Genomic DNA, 21,162 nt, shown 5'->3' with positions numbered 1-21,162 from the left:
CTTCGAAAGAGTGGGGGGACTCAGCCCTGGTAGGCCTTGAGCAGGCCCAGGGCGACGATGCATGCGAACCAGATGACACCGACGCCGACCGTGAACCGATCGAGGTTGCGCTCGGCAACCGACGATCCCCCCAAGCTGCTGGAGACGCCGCCACCGAACATGTCGGAGAGGCCGCCACCGCGGCCCTTGTGCAGCAGTACCAGCAGGATCATGATCGCGCTCGTCAGGACGAGCAGGACGGTGAACAGCAGAATCACGAGCGGAAGCCTACGTCACGACGACGACGAACCGACCAGCGCCTCACCGCGCCGCCCCACCCAGATCAGGCATCGAGTAGAACCGGCAGATGCCGCCGAACTCGTCGACCTGCAGGCTCGCGCCACCGACGAGGCAGCCGTCGACGTCCGCCTTGTCCATGATGCCGCCGACGTTGGCGGCCTTGACCGACCCTCCGTAGAGGATCCGGAGCGCGTCGGCCGCGGCGTCGCCGTGCACCTCGCGCACCCGCTCGCGGATGGCCGAGCAGACCTCCTGCGCGTCGTCCGGCGTCGCGACCTCGCCCGTGCCGATGGCCCACACGGGCTCGTAGGCCACCACCAGACCGGCGACCTGCTCGGCGGTGAAGCCGTCGAGCGAGCCGTCGACCTGCGACAGCGTGTAGGACACGTGCTCGCCCGCCTGGCGTACGTCGAGGCCCTCGCCGACGCACACGATCGGCGTCATCCCCGCCGAGAGCGCCTTGTGGGCCTTGGCGTTGACCAGCTCGTCGCTCTCGTTGTGGTGCTGCCGGCGCTCGGAGTGCCCGACCACGACGTAGGAGCACCCCAGCTTGGCCAGCATCGCCGCAGAGATCTCACCGGTGTAGGCGCCGTTGTCGTGGACCGAGACGTCCTGCGCGCCGTAGCGGATCGCGAGCCGGTCGCCGTCGACGAGCGTCTGCACCGACCGGATGTCGGTGAACGGCGGCACCACGACGACGTCGACGAGGCCGTAGTCGTGCCGCTTGTCCGACAGCGTCCAGGCGAGCTTCTGGACCAGCACCACCGCTTCCTGGTGGTTGAGGTTCATCTTCCAGTTGCCCGCCATCAGCGGCGTCCTGGTGTTCGTCTGGCCAGCCACGTCGTTCAGCCCCTCTCGAGTACAGCGATGCCCGGGAGCTCCTTGCCCTCCAGGAACTCCAGCGACGCGCCACCGCCGGTGGAGATGTGCCCGAACGCGGCCTCGTCGAAGCCGAGCTGGCGCACGGCGGCGGCGGAGTCTCCGCCGCCCACCACCGACAGCCCGTCGACCTCGGTCAGCGCCTGCGCCACGGCACGCGTGCCGTCGGCGAAGGCGTCGACCTCGAAGACGCCCATCGGGCCGTTCCAGAACACGGTCTTCGCATCCGCGAGCGCCGCGGCGAAGGCCGCCGCCGACTCGGGCCCGATGTCGAGGCCCAGCGCGTCGGACGGGATCTCCGAGGCGGGTACGACGCGGGGCTCGGGCTCGCGGTCGCCCGACGGGAACGCCGTGTCGACCACGACGTCCGTCGGCAGCACGATCTCCACACCGCGGTCCTCGGCCTCGCTGAGGTAGCGGGTGCAGGTGTCGAGCTGGTCGTCCTCGAGCAGGCTCTTGCCGACCTCGTGGCCCTGGGCCTTGAGGAAGGTGAAGACCATCCCGCCGCCGATGAGGATCTTGTCGGCCTTGTCGATCAGGTTGTCGATCACGCCGAGCTTGTCGGACACCTTGGAGCCGCCGAGGACGACCACGTAGGGCCGCTCGGGGTGCTCGGTGAGCCGGCGCAGCACGTCGACCTCGGCCGCGACCAGCCCGCCCATGGCGGACGGCAGCCGCAGCGCGACGTCGTACACGCTCGCCTGCTTGCGGTGCACGACGCCGAACCCGTCGGAGACGAACGCGTCGGCGAGCTGGGCGAGCTGGTCGGCGAAGGACCCGCGCACGGCGTCGTCCTTGCTGGTCTCGCCGTCGTTGAAGCGGACGTTCTCCAGGACGGCGACCTCGCCGTCCTGGAGTGCCTCGACCGTCTCGGTGGCGCTGGTGCCCACCGTGTCGGTCGCGAACGCCACCGGCTTCCCGAGCAGCTCGGAGAGCCGCTCGGCCACCGGCTTCAACGTGTACTTCGGGTCCGGCGAGCCCTTCGGGCGGCCCAGGTGGGCGGTGACGACCACCCGGGCACCCGCGTCGGCGAGCTGCTTGATGGTCGGCACGCTCGCGCGGATCCGGCCGTCGTCGGTGATGGTGGTGCCGTCGAGGGGCACGTTGAGGTCCGAGCGGACCAGCACGCGCTTGCCTGCGAGGTCACCCAGCGAGTTGATGTCGGACACGTCAGAGGGTCTCGCCGACGAAACCGATCAGGTCGACGAGGCGGTTGGAGTAGCCCCACTCGTTGTCGTACCAGCCGACGACCTTGACCTGGTTGCCGATGACCTTGGTCAGCGGGGCGTCGAAGATGCAGGACGCGGGGTCGGTGACGATGTCGGAGGACACGATCGGGTCGGTGGAGTACTTGAGGAAGCGGCCGTCGGCGGCCTTCTCGATGATCGCGTTGACCTCCTCGACCGTCGTCTCGCGGCCGGCCTCGAAGGTGAGGTCGGTGGCGGAGCCGGTGGGCACGGGGACGCGGATGGCGTAGCCGTCGAGCTTGCCCTTGAGCTCGGGGAGGACGAGGCCGATCGCCTTGGCCGCACCGGTCGAGGTCGGGACCAGGTTGATCGCCGCGGCGCGGGCGCGACGCAGGTCCTTGTGGATGTTGTCCTGGAGGTTCTGGTCGGCGGTGTAGGCGTGGATGGTGGTCATCAGGCCCTTGACGATGCCGAGGTCGTCGTTGAGCGCCTTCGCCATGGGGCCGAGGCAGTTCGTGGTGCAGGACGCGTTGGAGATGACGTGGTGCGACGCGGCGTCGTAGTCGGTGTGGTTGACGCCCATCACGATCGTGATGTCCTCGTTGGAGGCGGGCGCCGAGATGATGACCTTCTTGGCGCCGGCGTCGATGTGGGCCTTGGCCTTGGTGGCGTCGGTGAAGAAGCCGGTGGACTCGACGACCACGTCGACGTCCAGGTCGCCCCAGCCGAGGTTTGCGGGGTCGCGCTCGGCGAAGGCGCGGATGGTCTGGTCGCCGACCTTGATCGAGGTCTCGTCGCTCGACACGTCGGCGTCGAGGCGGCCCAGGATCGAGTCGTACTTGAGCAGGTGCGCGAGCACCGCGTTGTCGGTGAGGTCGTTGACGCCGACGATCTCGATGTCGGCGCCTGAGGCGCGGACGGCGCGGAAGAAGTTGCGGCCGATGCGGCCGAAGCCGTTGATGCCTACGCGGACGGTCATGGGTGCATGTCTCCTTGGAGTGGGGCCTTCAGTGACCCCGTGGACGATCTGGCCTTCGGTGACCGCAACCGACCCTATCGGTTGCGTGAGGGGGCTTCGAGCGAAGTCTCCCGCGGTACGGACAGGTAACTTTGGATCGTTCCAAGACTCGGGACGAGCGTCACGTCAGGACGTACGCCGTCACGTCCGGGTCACGCATCCTCGGCGAGCATCTCCGGGGTCAGCGAGGCCTCGGTGTCGGGGATGCCGAGGTCCTCCGCGCGCTTGTCGGCCATCGCCAGCAGACGGCGGATGCGGCCGGCGATCGCGTCCTTGGTGAGCACCGGGTCGTGGAGCTGCCCGAGCTCCTCGAGGGAGGCCTGCTTGTGCTCGAGGCGCAGGTGACCCGCTTGGCGCAGGTGGTCGGGGATCTCCTCGCCGAGGATCTCCAGCGCGCGTTCGACGCGGGCGCCGGCGGCGACTGCTGCGCGGGCGGAGCGGCGCAGGTTGGCGTCGTCGAAGTTGGCCAGCCGGTTGGCGGTGGCGCGGACCTCGCGGCGCATCCGGCGCTCCTCCCACGCCATCAGCGACTCGTGGGCGCCGAGGCGGGTGAGCAGTGCGCCGATGGCGTCGCCGTCACGGATCACGACACGGTCGACGCCGCGCACCTCGCGCGCCTTGGCCGAGATGCCGAGCCGGCGGGCGACGCCGACGATCGCGAGGGCCGCCTCGGGACCGGGGCAGGTGATCTCGAGCGACGACGAGCGACCCGGCTCGGTCAGGGAGCCGTGGGCGAGGAAGGCACCCCGCCAGGCGGCCACCGCATCGCAGCCACCGCCGCTGACGACCGCGGGAGGCAGGCCGCGCACCGGTCGGCCGCGCTGGTCGAGCAGTCCGGTCTGGCGCGCGAGCGCCTCGCCGTCCTTGGTCACCCGGACGATGTAGCGGCTGCCCTTGCGGATGCCGTTGCCCTGCACCATCACGACGTCGGACGGGTGGCCGTAGACCTCGGAGATGTCCTTGCGGAGGCGACGCGCGGCCGCTCCGGTGTCGAGCTCGGCCTCGACGACGATCCGGCCACTGACGATGTGGAGCCCTCCGGCGAACCGGAGCATGGAGGCGACCTCGGCCTTGCGGCAGCAGGTCTTGGTGATCTGGGTGTTGGCGAGCTCCGCCTTCACCTGTGCCGTCATTGCCATGGTCGGAATCCTCGCATGCTGGTCAACGACCCTCGCCCGGCGAGGTGGCCCCGTTCAGCCCTCGTCGACGATCCGCCCGAACGCGGCTGCCAGCCGGTCGGGGTCGTGCCGCGGCTCACCGGGAACGGCGATGTCGGCGACGACGAGCCGGGCCCCCCGATCGGCCACCACCTTCTCGAGCCGCTCGCGCTGGCCCGCCATCGCCGACGGGTCCACCAGCACGGCGTGGACGGTGAGGTCGGGGGCGTGCTCGAAGAGCACGGCGAGGTGGTCGGCGGGACCGAAGCCGGTCGTCTCCCCCGCCTGGGCCTCGAGGTTGAGCACGACGATGAGGCGGCCCTCGGTCTCGGCCAGTGCCTGCCGCAGTCCGGGCACCATGAGGTGCGGGATCACTGACGAGAACCACGAGCCCGGGCCGAGCACGACCCACTCCGCCGCACGGATCGCGTCGACGGCCTCCTCGCACGCCTCCGGGTCCTCGGGCACGAGCGCGACGGACTCGATCTGGCCGTCGGTCGTGGCGACCTCGACCTGGCCGCGCACGACCGTGATGTCGTCGGGGCGGCCGGGACGCGCGCCGCGCACGCGGGCGGAGATGTCCATCGGCGTGGTGGCCATGGGCAGCACCCGACCGTGGGCGCCGAGGAGCCGGCCGACCCAGTCGAGCGCGCGGACGTGGTCGCCCATCAGCTCCCACAGCGACACGATCAGCAGGTTGCCGGTCACGTGGCCCTGCATCTCGCCCTCTCCGGCGAACCGGTGCTGGAGGACCTCGGCCCAGGTGCGGCCCCACTCGTCGTCGCCGCACAGGGCGGCGAGCGCCATCCGCAGGTCTCCCGGAGGCAGTACGCCGAACTCGCCCCGCAGCCGGCCCGACGACCCACCGTTGTCGGCCACCGTCACCACCGCGGTGAGGTCGTCGATAGTGAGGTCGTCGTGGAGCCGGCGCAGCGCCGACAGCGTCGCGAAGAGCCCGTGCCCGCCACCGAGGGCGACCGCGGCCTGCGCGGTCCCGCGAGCCACGTCACTCCCTGCCGAGGTCGCGGTGGGCGGTGCGGACGGAGTAGCCGGCCTCGCGCATCCGCGCGGCCACCACCTCCGTCATGGCGACGCTGCGGTGCTTGCCGCCCGTGCAGCCGACGGCGACCTGCATGAAGCGCTTGCCCTCGACGAGGTAGCCCTGCGCGACGGTGCCGAGCACCGGGAGGTACTGCTCGAGGAAGGTGGCGGCGCCGGGCTGGGAGAGCACGTAGTCCGCGACGGCCGCGTCGCGGCCGTTCTGCGGGCGCAGCTCGGGGACCCAGTGGGGGTTGGGCAGGAAGCGCATGTCGGCCACCCAGTCGGCGTCGACGGGGATGCCGTACTTGAAGCCGAAGCTGATCACCGTCACCTTGAGACGCGTCGACGCGTCGCTGCCGAAGAGCTCGGTGATCCGGTCCTGGAGCTGGTGCACGTTGAAGTTCGAGGTGTCGAGGAGGACGTCGGCGTCGCCACGGAGGTCGGCCATCACGTCGCGCTCGCGCTGGAGGCCGTGGAGCAGCCGGCCACCGCCCTGGAGCGGGTGCGGGCGGCGCGCGGCCTCCTGGCGGCGGACCAGCACCTCCTCGCTCGCCTCGAGGAACAGCAGCGTCGTCGGTCGGCCGGTCACCTGCTGGTGGCGGTTGGCCTGGAGCGAGTCGAAGAACGATCCCGAGCGCACGTCGACCACCACCGCTATCGGCTGCTCGACACCGCGGCTGTCGTCGACGAGGCGTACGACGTCACGCACCAGCGTCGGCGGGAGGTTGTCGACCACGAAGTAGCCGAGGTCCTCGAGCTCCTTGGCCGCCGTGCTGCGACCCGCGCCGGTCATGCCGGTGACGATCACGAGCTCGCCGGGCGTCGCCTCGACCATGTCCTCAGTCCTCCAGGATCTCGCCGGTGGCCGTGTTGACCCTCGGCTGGGATGCAGTCTTGCGGGTCGCGTCGGCCTTCGCGACCGCTTCCTTGATCGCGGTCGCGGTCCGCGGGCCGATGCCCGGCACGAGCGCGATCGCCTCCGGCTCGGCCTCGCGCAGCTTCTTGAGCGAGCCGAAGTGCTTGAGCAGCGTCTTGCGGCGCACCTCGCCGAGACCGGGGATGTCGTCGAGCATGCTCTCGACCATCGACTTCGACCGCCGGCCGCGGTGGTGGTTGATGGCGAACCGGTGGGCCTCGTCGCGGATCCGCTGGAGCAGGTAGAGGCCCTCGCTGGTGCGGGCCATGATCACCGGGTCCTCCTCCCCCGGCAGCCACACCTCCTCGAGCCGCTTCGCCAGCCCGCAGACCGGGATGTCGTTGACCCCCAGCTCGCTCAGCGCCTGCTGGGCGGCGGCCACCTGCGGCGGTCCGCCGTCGACGACGACCAGCGACGGGGCGTACGCGAACTTGCGGGGGCGACCCGTTTCAGGATCGACAAGCATCGGGCCCGAGTCGGTCGCGACGGTCTCGCTCCTGGCCTGCTCGTCCTGGAGCCGCTTGAACCTGCGGGTGATCACCTCGTGCATCGACGCGACGTCGTTCTGCCCGTCGACGCCGCGGATCACGAAGCGGCGGTACTCCGACTTGCGGGCCAGGCCGTCCTCGAAGACCACCATCGAGGCGACGACCTCGGTGCCCTGGAGGTTGGAGACGTCGTAGCACTCGATGCGCAGCGGGACCTCGTCGAGACCCAGCGAGGTCTGGATCTCCTCCAGCGCGCGGTTGCGGGTGGTGAGGTCGCTGGCCCGCTTGGTCTTGTGGAGCGCGAGCGCCTGGGCTGCGTTGCTCGCCACGGTCGCCTGGAGATCCTTCTTGTCCCCGCGCTGCGGCACCCGGATCGCCACCTTGCTCCCCCGTCGCTCGGTCAGCAGCTCCTCGAGCACGTCGGCGTCCGGGGGCAGCGCCGGCACCAGCACCTCGCGCGGGATGCTGTCCCCGCCTTCACCGCCGTAGAGCTGGAGGACGAAGTCCTGCACGAGCTCCGGGGTGCCACCCTCGTCGGTGCGGTCGGCGACCCAGCCGCGTTGACCGCGGATCCGGCCCCCGCGGACGTAGAAGATCTGGACCGCCACCTCGAGCGGGTCCTCGACCAGCGCGATCACGTCGGCGTCGGCACCGTCACCGAGGACGACGGCCTGCTTCTCCAGCGCCCGCTCCATCGCGCCGAGGTCGTCCCTCAGCCGGGCGGCCTTCTCGAAGTCGAGCGCCTCGCTGGCGGCGTACATCTCCTTGCGGATCCGCGCCATGAACGGCTTGGTCTGCCCGCCCATGAAGTCGCAGAAGTCGTCGACGATCCGGCGGTGCTCCTCCCCGGTGACGTTGCCGACGCACGGCGCCGCGCACTTGTCGATGTAGCCGAGGAGGCACGGGCGACCGATCTGGCTGGAGCGCTTGAAGACACCGTTGGAGCAGGAGCGCATCGGAAAGACGCGCAGCAGGATGTCGACGGTCTCCCGGATGGCCCACGCGTGGCTGTAGGGGCCGAAGTAGCGGGTGCCCTTGCGCTTGGCGCCGCGACCGACCATCACGCGGGGGAACTCGTCACCGACGGTGACGGCGAGCCAGGGGTAGGACTTGTCGTCGCGGTACTTCACGTTGAAGCGCGGGTCGAACTCCTTGATCCAGCTGTACTCCAGCTGAAGCGCCTCGACCTCGGTGTCGACGACCGTCCACTCGACGCTCGCGCCGGTGGTGACCATCGTGGCCGTGCGCGGGTGAAGGTTGCCGATGTCCTGGAAGTAGGACGACAGGCGCGACCGCAGGCTCTTGGCCTTGCCGACGTAGATCACGCGGCCCTTGGCGTCACGGAACCGGTAGACCCCCGGCTGCGTGGGGATCGACCCGGGGGCGGGTCGATAGGAGCTCGGCGTGGCCACGGTCAAACCCTACGGGCGGCCCCCGACAGCGGGGACCGCCCGGTCGGGCTCAACCTGCGGTCACTTCTTGACCTTCGTGGCCCGCGACTTCGCGCTGGCCTTCTTGAAGCCCTTCTTCGTGCCGGTGACCTTGACCGCGATCTTCTTGCCCTTGAGCGAGCGTGAGATCCGGAGCTTCTTGCCGTTGGCCCCGCGGATCGCCTTCTTGCCGACGAACCACTGGTAGCGGAACTTCGTGCCACGCGTCCACCCCGACGTGCGGGCCTTCACCGTCTTGCCGACCTTCGCCTTGCCGCCGATCTTCGGGCGGGGCGAGGCGAGCTTGCCGATCCGCACCTTCCGCGTCGTGTCGGACCGCGTGAAGCCGCCTGTCTCGAACCCCGGTGCCGAGGGGTACTCCTTCACCTGGATCCGCTTCTTGAGGTCGCGGAAGGTGAGGCGGTACGTCGACTTGCGGGCGCCCTTGATCAGCTTGCCGTTGCGGAGCCACTTGTAGGACAGGGAGAGCCCGGGCGGCGTGCTGCCCAGGTCGCTGACCCAGTCGAGGCCGGACGCCGTCAGCACCTGGCCGACCCGCGCCTTGCCGTCGATCGTCACCCGTGACTTCGTGCCGTTGCGGTAGTAGAAGGTCGCCGGAGCGACCACCTGCGAAGCGGTCGCCACCGGGCTGGGGTTGAAGCCGACCGCGTAGCCGGTTGCGGTCACGCCGAGCGTGCCGCCGACCATCCCCAACGACGGAGTGAAGGTCGGTTCGTCCGCCTGGGCGATCGGCTGGCCGTTGAAGGTCCACTGGTAGCGCACCGCGGTGGCCCCCGGGAGGCTGGCCCCGGCGCTCACCTCGGTCAGCGCGGTCGGCTTGCCGAAGGTCACCGAGCCGGCGCCGAGCGAGCCGTTGGGTGCGGGTGCGCGGCCGATGGTGATGGTCGACGTCCCGCTCACCGCGACGCTCAGCGTGCCGGAAGCGTTGGCCCACGGAGCGTCGCCCGGACGCATCGCGCCCGTGTCGGCGGCCGCCCCGTTGGTGTCCACGAGGAACGAGCCGGTGCGGGCGTCCTCGCGCTCGACCACGACACCGGTGCGGTACAGCTGGCCGCGGACGGGGAAGTCGGTGCGGTTGGCGGCGTACCACGAGCCGGCGTCGGCGCCACCCCCGTCGCGGTAGTCGACGAAGTAGCGCTTGCCGTCGTCGGGGTTGATGAAGTGCACGCCCCGCAGGCCCGAGCCGGACGATCGCGGTGCGAGGTTCCACGACCCTCCCGCGAGGCCGTCGACGGCCTCTCCGGCGCCGAGGATGCCCTGCTCCATCCGGTAGACGGTGCCGAGCGCCGGGTTGGTGTAGTTGGACGGGCCCGCGCCCATCACCTCGTAGTTGCCGCCGTACTCCTGGAACCGGTTGTTGCTGTGCTGCAGACCAACGTTGTGGCCGAACTCGTGCTCGAGGATCACGCGGAAGCCCGCTCCGGGCTCGGCCTCGATGATCACCGGGCCTCCGCTGGCCAGCGAGGTTCCGAGGCGGCCGCGCCCGGCCGCCTCGTTGGCACCGCAGTCGTCCGGCACCACGACCACGAGGTGGTTCGGCGAGCCGCCGGAGAAGTCGATGCCGGGGAATCCTGGGCGCCGACGTTGTCGGCGATGGCGCCGAAGCTGGCGCCGTTGTTGCTCAGCCCGCAGTCGGTCGCCGACCCGGCTCCGGCTGCGACAGGGACCACGGCCGAGGCCGTGCCCCATGCCGGGATGAGGCCGCTCGACTCGCGCACCCAGTACTGCTGGGCGCCGGCCAGGCCGTCGAGGATCTGCTGGTCCGTCAGGCCGATCGGGCCGAAGTTGGTCACCTTGGCGACATAGGTGTTGTGGGGCGCGGGCCCGGGCGACGGCGCCGACGGTGCCGAGACGCGCGCGTCCACGACGTCGAGCGGCGTGCCCGAGGCGGCCGCGCGGCCGAGCGTCCGCGTCCGCAGCGACCCGGTCAGGACCCGGCCGCTGCCGACGCCGGGCAACGCCACCGAGCCTCGGAAGTGTGAGAGCGGCTTGGCGGTGAAGCCCTTCGCCAGCGCGATCGAGCGCCCGGAGGGCAGCAGCAGCGAGTAGCGGTCCGGGTTGCCGTCCTCGCCAGCGAGCACGACCACCGTGCCGCTGACGTCGACGGTGTCCGGGGCCGCGCCTCTAGGTGCGCCGGGGGACGCGCTGGCGCCTCCCCCTGCCGGCACCAGGAGTGCGGCGGTGACGGCAGCGGCCGTCAGGCTGGTGATGCGTGAACGTGTTGATCGACGTGACATGTCGTGCTCCCCCGTGTGCCTGCGCCCGTCTGTCCGGGCATGTCGGGGAGCATCATGTCTCATCGGACCGACGCTCAAACCTCGGGACGCACCTCAGGTGCGTCAGGCCTGGGTGATCGAGTCCCCGTCGACGGTGATCTCGACGGCGGCGAGCGCCGAGCTGGCCGGGCCGGACTGCGGCGAACCGTCGTCGAGGGAGAACGTGCTGCCGTGGCAGGGGCACGGGATGTCGCCCTCGGTGATCGACTCGACGAGGCAGCCCTGGTGGGTGCAGACCGCGGTGAAGGCCTTGAAGTCGCCCTCCGTCGGCTGGGTCAGCACGATCTTGGAGGCGGCGACCACGAAGCACCCGCCGACGGGTACGTCGGAGGTGCTGGCGAGGGCAGCACCACCGGACGACCCCCCTGACTCTCCATCATCGCTCGGCGACGACTCGTCGCTCGGGCTGCTCGAGGAGCTGGGATCGGTGGCGGTCGAGGTGGAGTCGTCGCCGCACGCGGCCAGCAGCGGGACACCCACCGCCACTGCGGCGGATCCGGAGAGGGCACGTCGTCGGTTGATGGCGGTCATGCGGCCAGAGATTAGCCCCCGAACCTTGGAGGAACCTGTGACTACTTCGTGGACGTCCGCTTGGCGGCGGCCTTCTTGGCCGGCGCCTTCTTCGCGGTGGCCTTCGTGGCAACGGCCTTCTTGGCTGCCCGTTCGGCTGCCGCCACCTTCTTGGCCGCGGCCTTGGTGACCGGTCGGGTGACCTCGACAGGCTTGACCTTGCCACGGGGCTGCTTGGCCTCGCGGCCCTCGAGCATCGGCTTGAGGAAGGCGCCGGTGTGGCTCGCCTCGACCTGTGCGACGTGCTCGGGTGTGCCCTCGGCCACGACGTAGCCGCCGCGCGAGCCGCCCTCGGGACCCATGTCGATGAGCCAGTCGGCGGTCTTGATGACGTCGAGGTTGTGCTCGATCACCAGGACGCTGTTGCCCTTGTCGACCAGCCCGGAGAGGACGTGGAGCAGCTTGCGGATGTCCTCGAAGTGCAGGCCCGTGGTGGGCTCGTCGAGGACGTAGACCGTGCGACCGGTCGACCGCTTCTGGAGCTCGCTGGCGAGCTTGACGCGCTGCGCCTCGCCGCCGGACAGGGTCGTGGCGGGCTGCCCGAGCCGCACGTAGCCGAGGCCGACCTCGCCGAGCGTGTTCATGTGGCGCGCGATCGCGGGCACGGCAGCGAAGAACTCGGCGGCCTCCTCGATCGGCATGTCGAGGACCTCGGCGATGGTCTTGCCCTTGTAGTGGACCTCGAGCGTCTCGCGGTTGTAGCGCGCGCCGTGGCACACCTCGCACGGGACGTAGACGTCCGGCAGGAAGTTCATCTCGATCTTGATCGTGCCGTCGCCGGAGCAGGCCTCGCAGCGCCCACCCTTGACGTTGAACGAGAAGCGACCCTGGAGGTAGCCGCGCATCTTGGCCTCGGGGGTCGAGGCGAAGAGCCGGCGGATGTGGTCGAAGACGCCGGTGTAGGTCGCCGGGTTGGACCGCGGGGTGCGGCCGATCGGCGACTGGTCGACGTGGATCACCTTGTCGACGTGCTCAAGGCCGGTGATCTTGGTGTGCCGCCCCGGCACCGTGCGGGCGTTGTAGATCTGCTTGGCGAGCGAGGTGTAGAGAATGTCGTTGACCAGCGTGGACTTGCCGGAGCCCGAGACGCCGGTGACGGCGGTGAAGACGCCGAGCGGGAAGCTGACGTCGACGTTCTGCAGGTTGTGCTCGCGGGCGCCGTGGACGGTCAGCTCGCGGCCGACGGTGCGCGGACGGCGTACGGCCGGGACGGGGATCTCGCGGCGACCGGAGAGGTATTGCCCGGTCATCGAGTCGGGGTGGGTGAGCAGGTCCTCGACCGAGCCCGAGTGGACCACCTGGCCGCCGTGCTCGCCGGCGCCCGGACCGATGTCGACGACCCAGTCGGCGACCCGCACGGTGTCCTCGTCGTGCTCGACGACGATGAGCGTGTTGCCGAGGTCCTTGAGCCGGAGCAGCGTCTCGATGAGGCGCTTGTTGTCGCGCTGGTGGAGACCGATGGACGGCTCGTCGAGGACGTAGAGCACGCCGACGAGGCCGGCGCCGATCTGTGTCGCGAGCCGGATGCGCTGGGCCTCGCCGCCGGACAGCGACCCGCTGGGCCGGTCGAGGGAGAGGTAGTCGAGGCCGACGTCGAGCAGGAATCGCAGGCGCTCCTGGATCTCCTTGAGCACCCGCTCACCGATCTGGCGCTCACGTGCGGAGAGCTCGACGGCGCGGAGGTATTCCGCCGTCTCGTCGATCGACATCGCGCAGACCTCGGCGATGTTCTTGCCACCCCGGTCGCGGGCGCCGAGCGTCACGGACACCGACACCGGCTTGAGCCGGGTGCCCTGGCACGCGGGGCACGGGACCTCGCGCATGAAGCCCTCGAAGCGCTCCCGGCTGGTGTCGGACTCGGCCTCGCGGTGGCGCCGCTCGACATAGGGGCGGACACCCTCGAACGCGGCGTAGTAGGCCCGCTGGCGGCCGTAGCGGTTCTTCGTGACGACGTGGACCTTGGTCTTGTGGCCCTCGAGCAGGGACGTGCGCGCGTGGGGTGAGAGCTGGTCCCACGGGGTGTTGAGGTCGAAGCCGAGCTCCTCGCCGAGCGCGTTGACGAGGCGGAGGAAGTAGTCGGCGACGTGGGCGCCGCTCCACGGGGCGATCGCGCCCTCGCCGAGCGTGGCACCCGTGTCGGGGACGACCAGCTCGGGGTCGACCTCCATCTTGGTGCCGAGGCCCGAGCACACGGTGCAGGCACCGAAGGGCGAGTTGAAGGAGAACGACCGGGGCTCGAGGTCGTCGGTGTCGATGGTGTGGTCGTTGGGGCACGCCATCTTCTCCGAGAACTTCATCTCCCGGCCGGGGTCCTTGGCGTCGAGGTCGACGAAGTCGAACACGACCAGGCCACCGGCGAGCCCGAGGGCGGTCTCGACGGAGTCGGTGAGGCGGCGCTTCGAGGACTCCTTGACCGCGAGGCGGTCGACGACGACCTCGATCGTGTGCTTGAGCTTCTTGTCGAGCGTGGGCGGCTCGTCGAGGCCGTGCGTCTGGCCGTCGACGCGCGCCCGGCTGAAGCCCTGCTGCTGGAGCTGGCGGAACAGCTCGACGTACTCCCCCTTGCGGCCCCGGATGACCGGCGCGAGGACCTGGAAGCGACGGCCCTCCTCGAGCCCGAGGATGCGGTCGACGATCTGCTGCGGCGTCTGCCGCTCGATCGGGGCGCCACAGGTCGGGCAGTGGGCGCGGCCGGCGCGCGCGTAGAGCAGGCGGAGGTAGTCGTAGACCTCGGTGATCGTGCCGACGGTGGAGCGCGGGTTCTTCGAGGTCGACTTCTGGTCGATGCTGACCGCGGGGCTCAGGCCCTCGATGAAGTCGACGTCGGGCTTGTCCATCTGGCCGAGGAACTGGCGCGCGTAGGCCGAGAGCGACTCGACGTAGCGGCGCTGGCCCTCGGCGAAGATCGTGTCGAACGCGAGGCTGGACTTGCCCGACCCGGAGAGACCGGTGAACACGATCAGGGAGTCGCGCGGGAGGTCGAGCGAGACGTCCTTCAGGTTGTGCTCACGGGCGCCCCGGATGATGAGCTGGTCGGCCACTGTGGTCCTCTGCTTGGCGGCTTGGCGGAGTCGAACACATGTTCGTCTCGATGGCGCGCCGAGGTCAAGCCGACGCACCGCTCCACACTATGACCCACCACCGACAACGGGCCCATCGTCCACCCAGCGGGGTGGTGGTCGGAGGTGGCACGATGGTCGCGTGACCGACCTCGCTGGGCTGCTCGCGGACGCCGACCAGGCGCTCGTCCGCACCGTCGACCGTCTCGACGACGCGGCGTACGCCCAGCCCTCCCTGCTGCCCGGCTGGTCACGGTCACACGTCGTCGCGCACCTCGCGCTCAACGCCGAGGGCCTGGCGGGCGTCCTGCACGGCGCCCACGTCCGGCAGCCGCAGCCGATGTACGCCTCGCCGGAGGGCCGCGACACCGACATCGCCGACCTCGCGACGGCAGCGCCCGCCGACCTGCGGGAGCGGTTCCTGGCCGGGACAGCCCTCTTCTCCGAGGCGCTCGCCGCGATGCACGACGCCGACTGGGACGGACGCTTCGAGCGCACGCCCGGCAGCCCCGACTTCGCCCTGCCCAACGTGCCGCTCATGCGGCTGCGCGAGGTGGAGATCCACCACGCCGACCTCGACGCGGGCTACGCCGCCGCAGACTGGCCCGAGGGGTTCCGCGAGGTGCTGCTGGAGTCGATGACCAAGCGCCCCTACGCCGTGCCCTTCGCCGCCCGGCCCTCCGACCTCGACCGCACCTGGCGCTACGGGGACGGTGACGGCGGACCCGTCGTGACCGGTACGTCCGCCGCGATCGGCTGGTGGCTCACGGGCCGCGGCACCAGCGAGGGCGTCACGACCGACAACGGCACTCTCCCGGAGGTGGAGTCATGGTGAACGAGAGCTACACCGGCGAGGTCTCCCCCGGCGGCGACCCGGACGTGCGCGTCCTGGGCGACCTGACCGTCACGAAGCTCGCCGTGGATCCCGAGATGTCCAACAACTGCTACCTGCTGCACTGCGCGGTGACAGACGAGGCGGTGCTGATCGACGCGGCCGCCGAGCCCGAGCGGCTCCTCGAGCTGATCGGCGGCACGTCGCTGCTGTCGATCGTGACCACGCACCAGCACTGGGACCACCACCGCGCGCTGGCCGCGGTCAAGGCCGCCCACCCGGGGGCGATCGTCGTCGCCGGGGCCCCCGATGCCGACGCCATCGAGGAGCAGACCGGCGTCACCGTCGACCGACGCGTCGACGCGGGCGACAAGGTGGCGGTCGGTCCGTGCGACCTGAAGGTGATCCCGGTGGCCGGCCACACGCCCGGCTCCATATGCCTCCTCCTCGACGACCCCGCGATCGCGCCCAGCCCGCACCTCTTCACGGGCGACTGCCTCTTCCCCGGTGGCGTGGGCGCGACGTTCGGCGACGCCGCGGCCTTCGCCCAGCTGGTCGGCGAGGTGGAGACGAAGATCTTCGGCCGGCTGCCCGACGACACGTGGTTCTACCCCGGCCACGGCAACGACGGCCGGCTCGGTGACGAGCGCCCTCACCTCGCGGAGTGGCGCGAGCGCGGTTGGTGATCTCGATACTCGATCACCGGAATTCACATGCTCCGTGGCACGCTTGACGACATGAGCACGCGTGAGCTGACCCTGGCCGACTTCGAGCAGACCGTGAGCGGCGAGGGCATCGTGCTCGTCGACTTCTGGGCTGCCTGGTGCGGGCCGTGCCGCCAGTTCGCCCCCGTCTTCGAGAAGGCGTCGGAGGACAACCCCGACATCGTCTTCGGCAAGGTCGACACCGAGTCCGAGCAGCAGCTCGCCCAGATGGCGGCGATCACGTCGATCCCGACCCTCATGCTCTTCCGCGACGGCGTGCTCCTCTTCAACCAGGCCGGCGCGCTGCCGCCCCAGGCCCTCAGCGGCGTCATCGCCCAGGCCCGCGAGCTCGACATGGACGCCGTACGCCAGGAGGTCGCTGCCGCGCAGGAGGCCGCCGGGAACGCACCGCAGGACGAGGTCGGCCTCGACGACTTCGCCGCGGCGCACAGCCAGGGTGCGTACGTCGTCGACGTCCGCGAGGCCGACGAGGTGGCGGGCGGGCGCGTGCCCGGCGCGGTGCACATCCCGATGAACGACATCCCGGCCCGCGCGACCGAGCTGCCGCAGGACCAGCCCGTCTTCGTCATCTGCGCGGTCGGAGGTCGCAGCCGTCAGGTCGTCGACCACCTGCGGGCGCAGGGGCTGGACGCCTTCAACGTCGCCGGCGGCACCAACGGCTGGGCGCAGCGCGGCTGGCCGCTCGACCGCTGAGCCGACTGGCAGGGTCAGAGCATCCGGCGCAGGATCGCCGGCCTGAGGTTGGTGACGAGGTGCGCCGCCAGCGCGGCGAAGAAGGCGACGTGCGCGCCGATGTGCAGCGGCAGCCACGAGTCGTCGCCGGTGCCGATCAGCAGGATCCCCGAGAGCGGGACCACCACGAGGAGCAGCATCAGCGACTTCTCGGTGAGGCCGGCGAGCCGCCGCTGACCGGCCGAGAGGTGCTCCGACCAAGGCGGCAGCCCGGCGACCTTGCGGAGCAGGGGTCGCAGCACGCCGAGGACCAGCACCGCCAGCCCGAGCGCCAGGTGCAGCTCGGCGAGGTCGAAGCTGCCACCGACCAGGTCGTAGTCGCCGGCCCGGGCCTCGCACGCGTCCTCGAGCCGGTCCAGCCGGTCCTCGAAGGCGTCGCTGGTGTCACCGCCGCTGCGCTCCTCGCCGGGCGGGTCGCAGTCCGGCCCGTCCAGGTCGAGGTTGTAGCCGACCGCGAGCTGCGCGGCCACCGCGGCGACCGTCAGCCAGTGCATCGCCTTCTGCGACCAGCGGTAGCCGCGAACGGTCTCCTCAGCGCTCGCCGTCGTGTCCGACATGGGCGCGATCGTGTCAGGGGCGGCGGTCCAGGAGCGACCCCGGGGCTGGGATAGCCTCGGCGCGTGCTCATCTCCGACGCCCAGAAGGTCCTCTTCGTCCACGTCCCCAAGACCGGTGGCGTGTCGGTCGAGGACACGGTCAAGGAGGCCTGCCCGGACGCCCGGAAGGCGAGCAAGAAGATCGGCCGCCACGCCACGCTCGGCAAGATCCTGCGCAACGAGCCGCAGGTCGTCGACTACTGGACCTTCGGGTTCGTGCGGAACCCGTGGGCCCGGATGGTGTCGTGGTACTCGATGATCTCGGCCTGGGACCGGCGCCACGGCCCCGCCAGCGGCAAGCCGCAGGACGTCAAGCACGGCTCGATGCGAGACGGCAACGAGATGTGGCGCGCGGCCGCGGCGTACTCCGGCTTCGATGAGTTCGTGATGCGCGGCACCGAGGAGCTCCCCCGCGTCGGCACGCCGCAGATCAGCTACCTGCGCGCCCCGAAGTTCAACCGCGAGGTCGACTTCATCGGCCGCACGGAGAACTTCGTCGCCGACCTCCAGCGCGTGCAGGTGCAGCTCGGCCTCGAGCCGAGCACCCCGCCGCACAAGAACAAGTCCAAGCACGGCACCTACCACGACTACTACACCGACGAGACGCGCCAGCGGGTCGCCGAGGTCTACGCCGAGGACATCGACCTCTTCGGCTACACCTACTGAGCCCTCGTCCGATCTCTGCGGATCACTGGGCCCGTGGGCGCTTCGCCAGCCTCGTCCCGCGCGCGCCCGACCACTCGCCCGTGTCGGCGAGCCGGTGCCAGACGTCGTACTCCGGGGCGAACCACGCCTCCAGCCGCGCCCGCGTCGCGTCGCTGAGCTCGCCGCGCTCGGTCGAGGAGACGTTGCGCCGGTCGAACTCGAGCGGCCCACCGACGCGCTCACCGAACCACGCCGACCACACGTCGGGGCGGTCGACGCTGAAGATCCGGTCGACCGCGACCGAGCCCTCCGCGCGGACGAACTTCGCCGGCGACCCCGCGGGGATCGGCGCCCCGTCGTCTCCGGAGAGATAGCTCAGCGCGAACTCCTCGAAGCCCATGCCCGCCGTCGAGAGCCGGGCGTGCTCGCGGGCGCGGTAGCGCCACCACGACTCCAGCCACTCGACCGGCTCGCGGAACATCGTGACCAGCTCGTAGGACTCGCGCGGGTGGCCGTCGGCGGCGAGCTGCTCCATCCGCGTGTGCACGAAACCACGTGCCGGGAGGTGCTTCTGCGCCGGCGGCGAGCCGACGACCTCGGTGGCGTACGGCGTCAGCGTCCGCTCCAGCGCGGTGCTCGCCGTCTTCGGCAGGGCCAGGAGCACGAAGTCCCTGCCGGGCCCGAGACCGAGGAACGTCATCACCCGGCGATCATCCCACCCGCGTGGGCTAGCCTCGCGCCGTGCTGATCTCCGACGCCCGGCGCGCGCTCTTCGTGCACGTGCCCAAGACCGGTGGGGTGTCGGTCGGTGTCACCTTCGAGCGCTGCTGCCCCGACGCGCGCAGCAAGACGCCGGGCGTGAAGCCGCCGCTCGGCCGGCACGCGCCGTACGAGCGGATCCTCCGCGCGGAGCCGGAGGTGGCCGACTACTGGTCGTTCGCGTTCGTGCGCAACCCGTGGGCGCGGATGGTGTCGTGGTGGTCGATGATCGAGGACTGGGACCGTGAGTGGGGACCGTCGAGCGGTCGGCCCCCTGGCGAGAAGATGCAGGGCAACGACATGTGGCGCGCGGCGGCGGCGTACTCCGGCTTCGAGGAGTTCGTGCTGCGGGGCACCGAGGAGCTGCCCCGAGTGGGCCGCCCGCAGGTGGACTACCTGCGGGCGCCGGACCGCGAGGTCGACTTCGTCGGCCGGACCGAGAGCTTCGCCGAGGACCTGCAGGAGGTGGAGCGGCGCCTCGGCGCCGAGCCGACCCGGGTGCCCCACCGCAACAAGTCGCCCCACGGCGGCATGGACTATCGCGACTACTACTCCCCCGCAGCCCGCGACCGGGTGGGTGAGGTGTACGCCGCCGACCTCGAGGCGTTCGGCTACACGTTCTAGCTCCGCCCTCGATCACCCTGGACGTGCGAACACCGGGCCAGGCGGCTGCCTGACCCGGTGTCCGGTGTCGCTGGGGTGGCTGGTTCAGCTCGCGCGGTACTGCACCCAGGCGTCGCTCATGCGGGCGACCTGGCCGGTGGTGAACTGGTACATGCAGGAGTCCTGCGTGTAGTCCATGAAGTTGTGGATCGGGTCGGTGCCGGGCGACTTCGGGCACGAGTCAGTCGAGTCGGCGGGGCAGTTGAACTGCGGACCGGCCTCGGCCGGCGTGTCGGCGACCTGGTCGCCCTTGCCGTTACAGCCGCCCTGGAACGTGTGGTAGAGCGCGAGCCAGTGGCCGACCTCGTGGGTGCCGGTGTCGCCCTCGGAGTAGATGCCGGTGTTGCCGCCGGGCATCGACTCGTCGAGGAGCACGACGCCGTCGTTGGGGCTGAGCCGCTTCGTCGGGAACGTCGCCCAGCCGAGGAGGTCGTCACCGATGTTGGCGGTCCAGATGTTGAGGGTGTTCTTGCCACCCACGCGAGTGGCCGCCTTCATCTCCGACTCGACCGGACCGGGGACCACGCCGTACCAGGCGTCGTTGTACTCGAAGTCGATGTCCGCCAGGGAGAACGTGAACGGGCTGGCCGTCGATCCCTGCGTCTTGGGTCCGGCGCCGAAGGCGTCGTTCAGCACCGCGACCTGGGCGTTGACCATCGTGGTCAGCTTGTCCTCGCGCGTCGAGCCGTTGTTCTGCTCGCTGACCGGGAGCACGACGTGGAAGTAGGTCGGGATGTTGACCGACCCCGCCGGGAGGAGTGCGGTGTCGTCGAGCTTCTTGTACTCGTCGCCGGTGCCCTTGAACGGCTTCGGCTCGGCCTGCTTGGAGCCCTTGCGGACGCGCGCGTTGGCCGCGTGGTCGGAGTGGTCGTCGACGCAGGCGGCGGCCTGGGGTGACAGGCCGAGCGCGGTGGCGGGCACCGCAGCCGTGGCGGAGAGGGTCGTGCCGGCCAGCGCGAGCGAGCCGGCGACGACGAGGGAGCGCAGAGCGCGGGAGTGAGGCATCCGAGTTCACCTGTTCTGTGAGCGAGGGGGACCGGGGCAACCTAACCGCTCGGTAGGTAAAAGGGATAGACCCTCGCTGTTACGGCTCCATGACGGACAAGCCCTTCCCCTGTGCGGCCGCGACTGCAAGATTTCCGTGGTGGACCCACTCCAGACCTGGACCCGATCCGAGCACACGGCCGACGTCGGCGGGAAGCCGACCACCCACCCCGTGTGGCGCAAGGGCAGCGGTCCGGGGGTGGTCGTCGTCCACGAGATCCCGGGCATCACGCCGTCGGTCGCGGGCTTCGGCCAGGAGCTCGTCGACGCGGGCTACACCGTCGTGATGCCGAGCCTGTTCGGCACGGACGGCGCATCGATGACGGCCGGTTCCACCGCGCGGGCGATGCGCCAGGTGTGCGTCAGCCGCGAGTTCACCAAGCTCCGCACGGGCGAGACCACACCTGTCGCCGGCTGGCTGCGCTCGCTGGCGCGCGAGCTGCACGAGGAGCTCGGCGGGCCGGGCGTGGGTGCGCTGGGCATGTGCTTCACGGGTGGCTTCGCGCTCGCGATGATGGTCGACGACTCGGTCGTCGCGCCGGTGCTGTGCCAGCCGAGCGCCCCCTTCGCGGTGTCGCCCGGCCGGTCGCGCGACCTGAACCTCTCCGCCGCCGACCTCGACGTCGTCAGGGGCCGGTGCGCCGCCGGCCAGCAGGTGCTCGGCGTGCGCTACCTCAAGGACCCGGCCGTCGGGAAGCGCTTCGAGACGCTGACCACCGAGCTCGGCGACGCCTTCATCCGCATCGAGCTCGAGGGCCGCGGCCACTCGACGGTGACCGAGCACCGCTCCCAGCGGGCCGTCGACGCCGTGCTGGAGTTCTTCGGCGCGCGGCTCTCGGCCTAGC

At 70.7% G+C, this 21,162-nt stretch carries 21 protein-coding genes; 6 read left to right on the top strand and 15 right to left on the bottom strand.

The window, feature by feature from the left end; genetic code table 11:
* Nucleotides 1-20: 20 nt before the first annotated feature.
* From secG to uvrA, 12 genes are all read right to left on the bottom strand, one after another.
* Nucleotides 21-257, bottom strand: a complete 237-nt coding sequence (secG, locus tag EUA06_RS03300; protein ID WP_129473549.1) for a preprotein translocase subunit SecG — start codon at nt 255-257, stop codon at nt 21-23.
* Between the two features lie 43 nt (nt 258-300).
* On the bottom strand, nt 301-1,086 hold the full coding sequence (gene tpiA, locus EUA06_RS03295) for a triose-phosphate isomerase (RefSeq protein ID WP_129473763.1): 786 nt from the start codon (nt 1,084-1,086) through the stop codon (nt 301-303).
* Between the two features lie 38 nt (nt 1,087-1,124).
* Nucleotides 1,125-2,327, bottom strand: coding sequence for a phosphoglycerate kinase (locus EUA06_RS03290; RefSeq protein ID WP_129473548.1), 1,203 nt, complete (start codon nt 2,325-2,327; stop codon nt 1,125-1,127).
* 1 nt (nt 2,328) lies between these two features.
* Entirely contained in the window at nt 2,329-3,324 is a 996-nt protein-coding gene (gene gap / locus EUA06_RS03285; RefSeq protein ID WP_129473547.1) for a type I glyceraldehyde-3-phosphate dehydrogenase, read from the bottom strand.
* 191 nt (nt 3,325-3,515) lie between these two features.
* Nucleotides 3,516-4,502 (bottom strand): DNA-binding protein WhiA, encoded by a 987-nt coding sequence (whiA, locus tag EUA06_RS03280; RefSeq protein ID WP_129473546.1) that lies wholly within the window; start codon nt 4,500-4,502, stop codon nt 3,516-3,518.
* A 54-nt stretch (nt 4,503-4,556) separates the two neighbouring features.
* Nucleotides 4,557-5,525 carry a gluconeogenesis factor YvcK family protein gene (locus EUA06_RS03275; protein ID WP_129473545.1) on the bottom strand — a complete coding sequence of 323 codons (969 nt, stop codon included), beginning with the start codon at nt 5,523-5,525 and terminating at the stop codon, nt 4,557-4,559.
* Between the two features lies 1 nt (nt 5,526).
* Nucleotides 5,527-6,396, bottom strand: a complete 870-nt coding sequence (rapZ, locus tag EUA06_RS03270; protein ID WP_129473544.1) for an RNase adapter RapZ — start codon at nt 6,394-6,396, stop codon at nt 5,527-5,529.
* 4 nt (nt 6,397-6,400) lie between these two features.
* Nucleotides 6,401-8,377: an excinuclease ABC subunit UvrC gene (uvrC, locus tag EUA06_RS03265; RefSeq protein ID WP_129473543.1), complete on the bottom strand. Its 1,977-nt coding sequence runs from the start codon at nt 8,375-8,377 to the stop codon at nt 6,401-6,403.
* Between the two features lie 60 nt (nt 8,378-8,437).
* Complete coding sequence (locus tag EUA06_RS03260; RefSeq protein WP_129473542.1) at nt 8,438-9,937, bottom strand: hypothetical protein; 1,500 nt, start codon at nt 9,935-9,937, stop codon at nt 8,438-8,440.
* Entirely contained in the window at nt 9,856-10,653 is a 798-nt protein-coding gene (locus EUA06_RS03255) for a hypothetical protein (protein WP_129473541.1), read from the bottom strand. The genes EUA06_RS03260 and EUA06_RS03255 overlap by 82 nt, the downstream gene beginning before the upstream one ends.
* Before the next feature lie 102 nt (nt 10,654-10,755).
* Entirely contained in the window at nt 10,756-11,223 is a 468-nt protein-coding gene (locus EUA06_RS03250; RefSeq protein WP_129473540.1) for a Rieske (2Fe-2S) protein, read from the bottom strand.
* A gap of 41 nt (nt 11,224-11,264) precedes the next feature.
* Entirely contained in the window at nt 11,265-14,303 is a 3,039-nt protein-coding gene (gene uvrA / locus EUA06_RS03245) for an excinuclease ABC subunit UvrA (protein ID WP_129473539.1), read from the bottom strand.
* A gap of 160 nt (nt 14,304-14,463) precedes the next feature.
* Here uvrA and EUA06_RS03240 point away from each other — a divergent pair, with 160 nt between their 5' ends.
* From EUA06_RS03240 to trxA, 3 genes are read left to right on the top strand one after another with little or no spacing between them, the layout of a single operon-like run.
* A complete protein-coding gene (locus EUA06_RS03240) occupies nt 14,464-15,156 on the top strand; it encodes a maleylpyruvate isomerase family mycothiol-dependent enzyme (protein WP_165354236.1) in 693 nt (230 codons plus the stop codon).
* Complete coding sequence (locus EUA06_RS03235; RefSeq protein ID WP_129473537.1) at nt 15,150-15,839, top strand: MBL fold metallo-hydrolase; 690 nt, start codon at nt 15,150-15,152, stop codon at nt 15,837-15,839. The genes EUA06_RS03240 and EUA06_RS03235 overlap by 7 nt, the downstream gene beginning before the upstream one ends.
* A 51-nt stretch (nt 15,840-15,890) precedes the next feature.
* On the top strand, nt 15,891-16,571 hold the full coding sequence (gene trxA / locus EUA06_RS23280) for a thioredoxin (protein ID WP_129473536.1): 681 nt from the start codon (nt 15,891-15,893) through the stop codon (nt 16,569-16,571).
* A 14-nt stretch (nt 16,572-16,585) separates the two neighbouring features.
* On the opposite strand, the gene EUA06_RS03225 is transcribed toward trxA, so the two are convergent.
* Nucleotides 16,586-17,167 carry a cytochrome b/b6 domain-containing protein gene (locus tag EUA06_RS03225; protein WP_129473535.1) on the bottom strand — a complete coding sequence of 194 codons (582 nt, stop codon included), beginning with the start codon at nt 17,165-17,167 and terminating at the stop codon, nt 16,586-16,588.
* Nucleotides 17,168-17,230: 63 nt separating this feature from the next.
* Between EUA06_RS03225 and EUA06_RS03220 the strand changes: the two genes are divergently transcribed.
* Nucleotides 17,231-17,872 carry a sulfotransferase family 2 domain-containing protein gene (locus tag EUA06_RS03220; RefSeq protein ID WP_129473534.1) on the top strand — a complete coding sequence of 214 codons (642 nt, stop codon included), beginning with the start codon at nt 17,231-17,233 and terminating at the stop codon, nt 17,870-17,872.
* A gap of 22 nt (nt 17,873-17,894) precedes the next feature.
* On the opposite strand, the gene EUA06_RS03215 is transcribed toward EUA06_RS03220, so the two are convergent.
* Complete coding sequence (locus EUA06_RS03215; protein WP_129473533.1) at nt 17,895-18,554, bottom strand: hypothetical protein; 660 nt, start codon at nt 18,552-18,554, stop codon at nt 17,895-17,897.
* Between the two features lie 38 nt (nt 18,555-18,592).
* Here EUA06_RS03215 and EUA06_RS03210 point away from each other — a divergent pair, with 38 nt between their 5' ends.
* The gene (locus tag EUA06_RS03210) at nt 18,593-19,234 is read left to right on the top strand and encodes a sulfotransferase family 2 domain-containing protein (protein ID WP_129473532.1); all 642 of its coding nucleotides are present in this window, start codon (nt 18,593-18,595) and stop codon (nt 19,232-19,234) included.
* A gap of 84 nt (nt 19,235-19,318) precedes the next feature.
* Here EUA06_RS03210 and EUA06_RS03205 read toward each other — a convergent pair whose 3' ends face one another.
* Nucleotides 19,319-20,278, bottom strand: a complete 960-nt coding sequence (locus tag EUA06_RS03205) for a zinc metalloprotease (protein WP_129473531.1) — start codon at nt 20,276-20,278, stop codon at nt 19,319-19,321.
* A gap of 139 nt (nt 20,279-20,417) precedes the next feature.
* On the opposite strand from EUA06_RS03205, the gene EUA06_RS03200 reads away from it, so the two are divergent.
* On the top strand, nt 20,418-21,161 hold the full coding sequence (locus EUA06_RS03200) for a dienelactone hydrolase family protein (protein ID WP_242497935.1): 744 nt from the start codon (nt 20,418-20,420) through the stop codon (nt 21,159-21,161).
* Nucleotide 21,162: the final 1 nt, after the last annotated feature.

It is taken from the genome of Nocardioides glacieisoli (assembly GCF_004137245.1).
Classification (GTDB): Bacteria; Actinomycetota; Actinomycetes; order Propionibacteriales; family Nocardioidaceae; genus Nocardioides; species Nocardioides glacieisoli.
Note: the sequence above shows the minus strand (reverse complement) of the source record. Positions and strands in the feature narration are given on the sequence as shown.

Coding starts and splice junctions, on each gene's coding strand:
- EUA06_RS03235 (WP_129473537.1), top strand. CDS start 15,150: ATGGTGAACGAGAGCTACACCGGCGAGGTCTCCCCCGGCGGCGACCCG.
- EUA06_RS03250 (WP_129473540.1), bottom strand. CDS start 11,223: ATGACCGCCATCAACCGACGACGTGCCCTCTCCGGATCCGCCGCAGTG.
- EUA06_RS03255 (WP_129473541.1), bottom strand. CDS start 10,653: ATGTCACGTCGATCAACACGTTCACGCATCACCAGCCTGACGGCCGCT.
- rapZ (WP_129473544.1), bottom strand. CDS start 6,396: ATGGTCGAGGCGACGCCCGGCGAGCTCGTGATCGTCACCGGCATGACC.
- gap (WP_129473547.1), bottom strand. CDS start 3,324: ATGACCGTCCGCGTAGGCATCAACGGCTTCGGCCGCATCGGCCGCAAC.
- EUA06_RS03225 (WP_129473535.1), bottom strand. CDS start 17,167: ATGTCGGACACGACGGCGAGCGCTGAGGAGACCGTTCGCGGCTACCGC.
- trxA (WP_129473536.1), top strand. CDS start 15,891: ATGAGCACGCGTGAGCTGACCCTGGCCGACTTCGAGCAGACCGTGAGC.
- whiA (WP_129473546.1), bottom strand. CDS start 4,502: ATGGCAATGACGGCACAGGTGAAGGCGGAGCTCGCCAACACCCAGATC.
- tpiA (WP_129473763.1), bottom strand. CDS start 1,086: ATGGCGGGCAACTGGAAGATGAACCTCAACCACCAGGAAGCGGTGGTG.
- EUA06_RS03205 (WP_129473531.1), bottom strand. CDS start 20,278: ATGCCTCACTCCCGCGCTCTGCGCTCCCTCGTCGTCGCCGGCTCGCTC.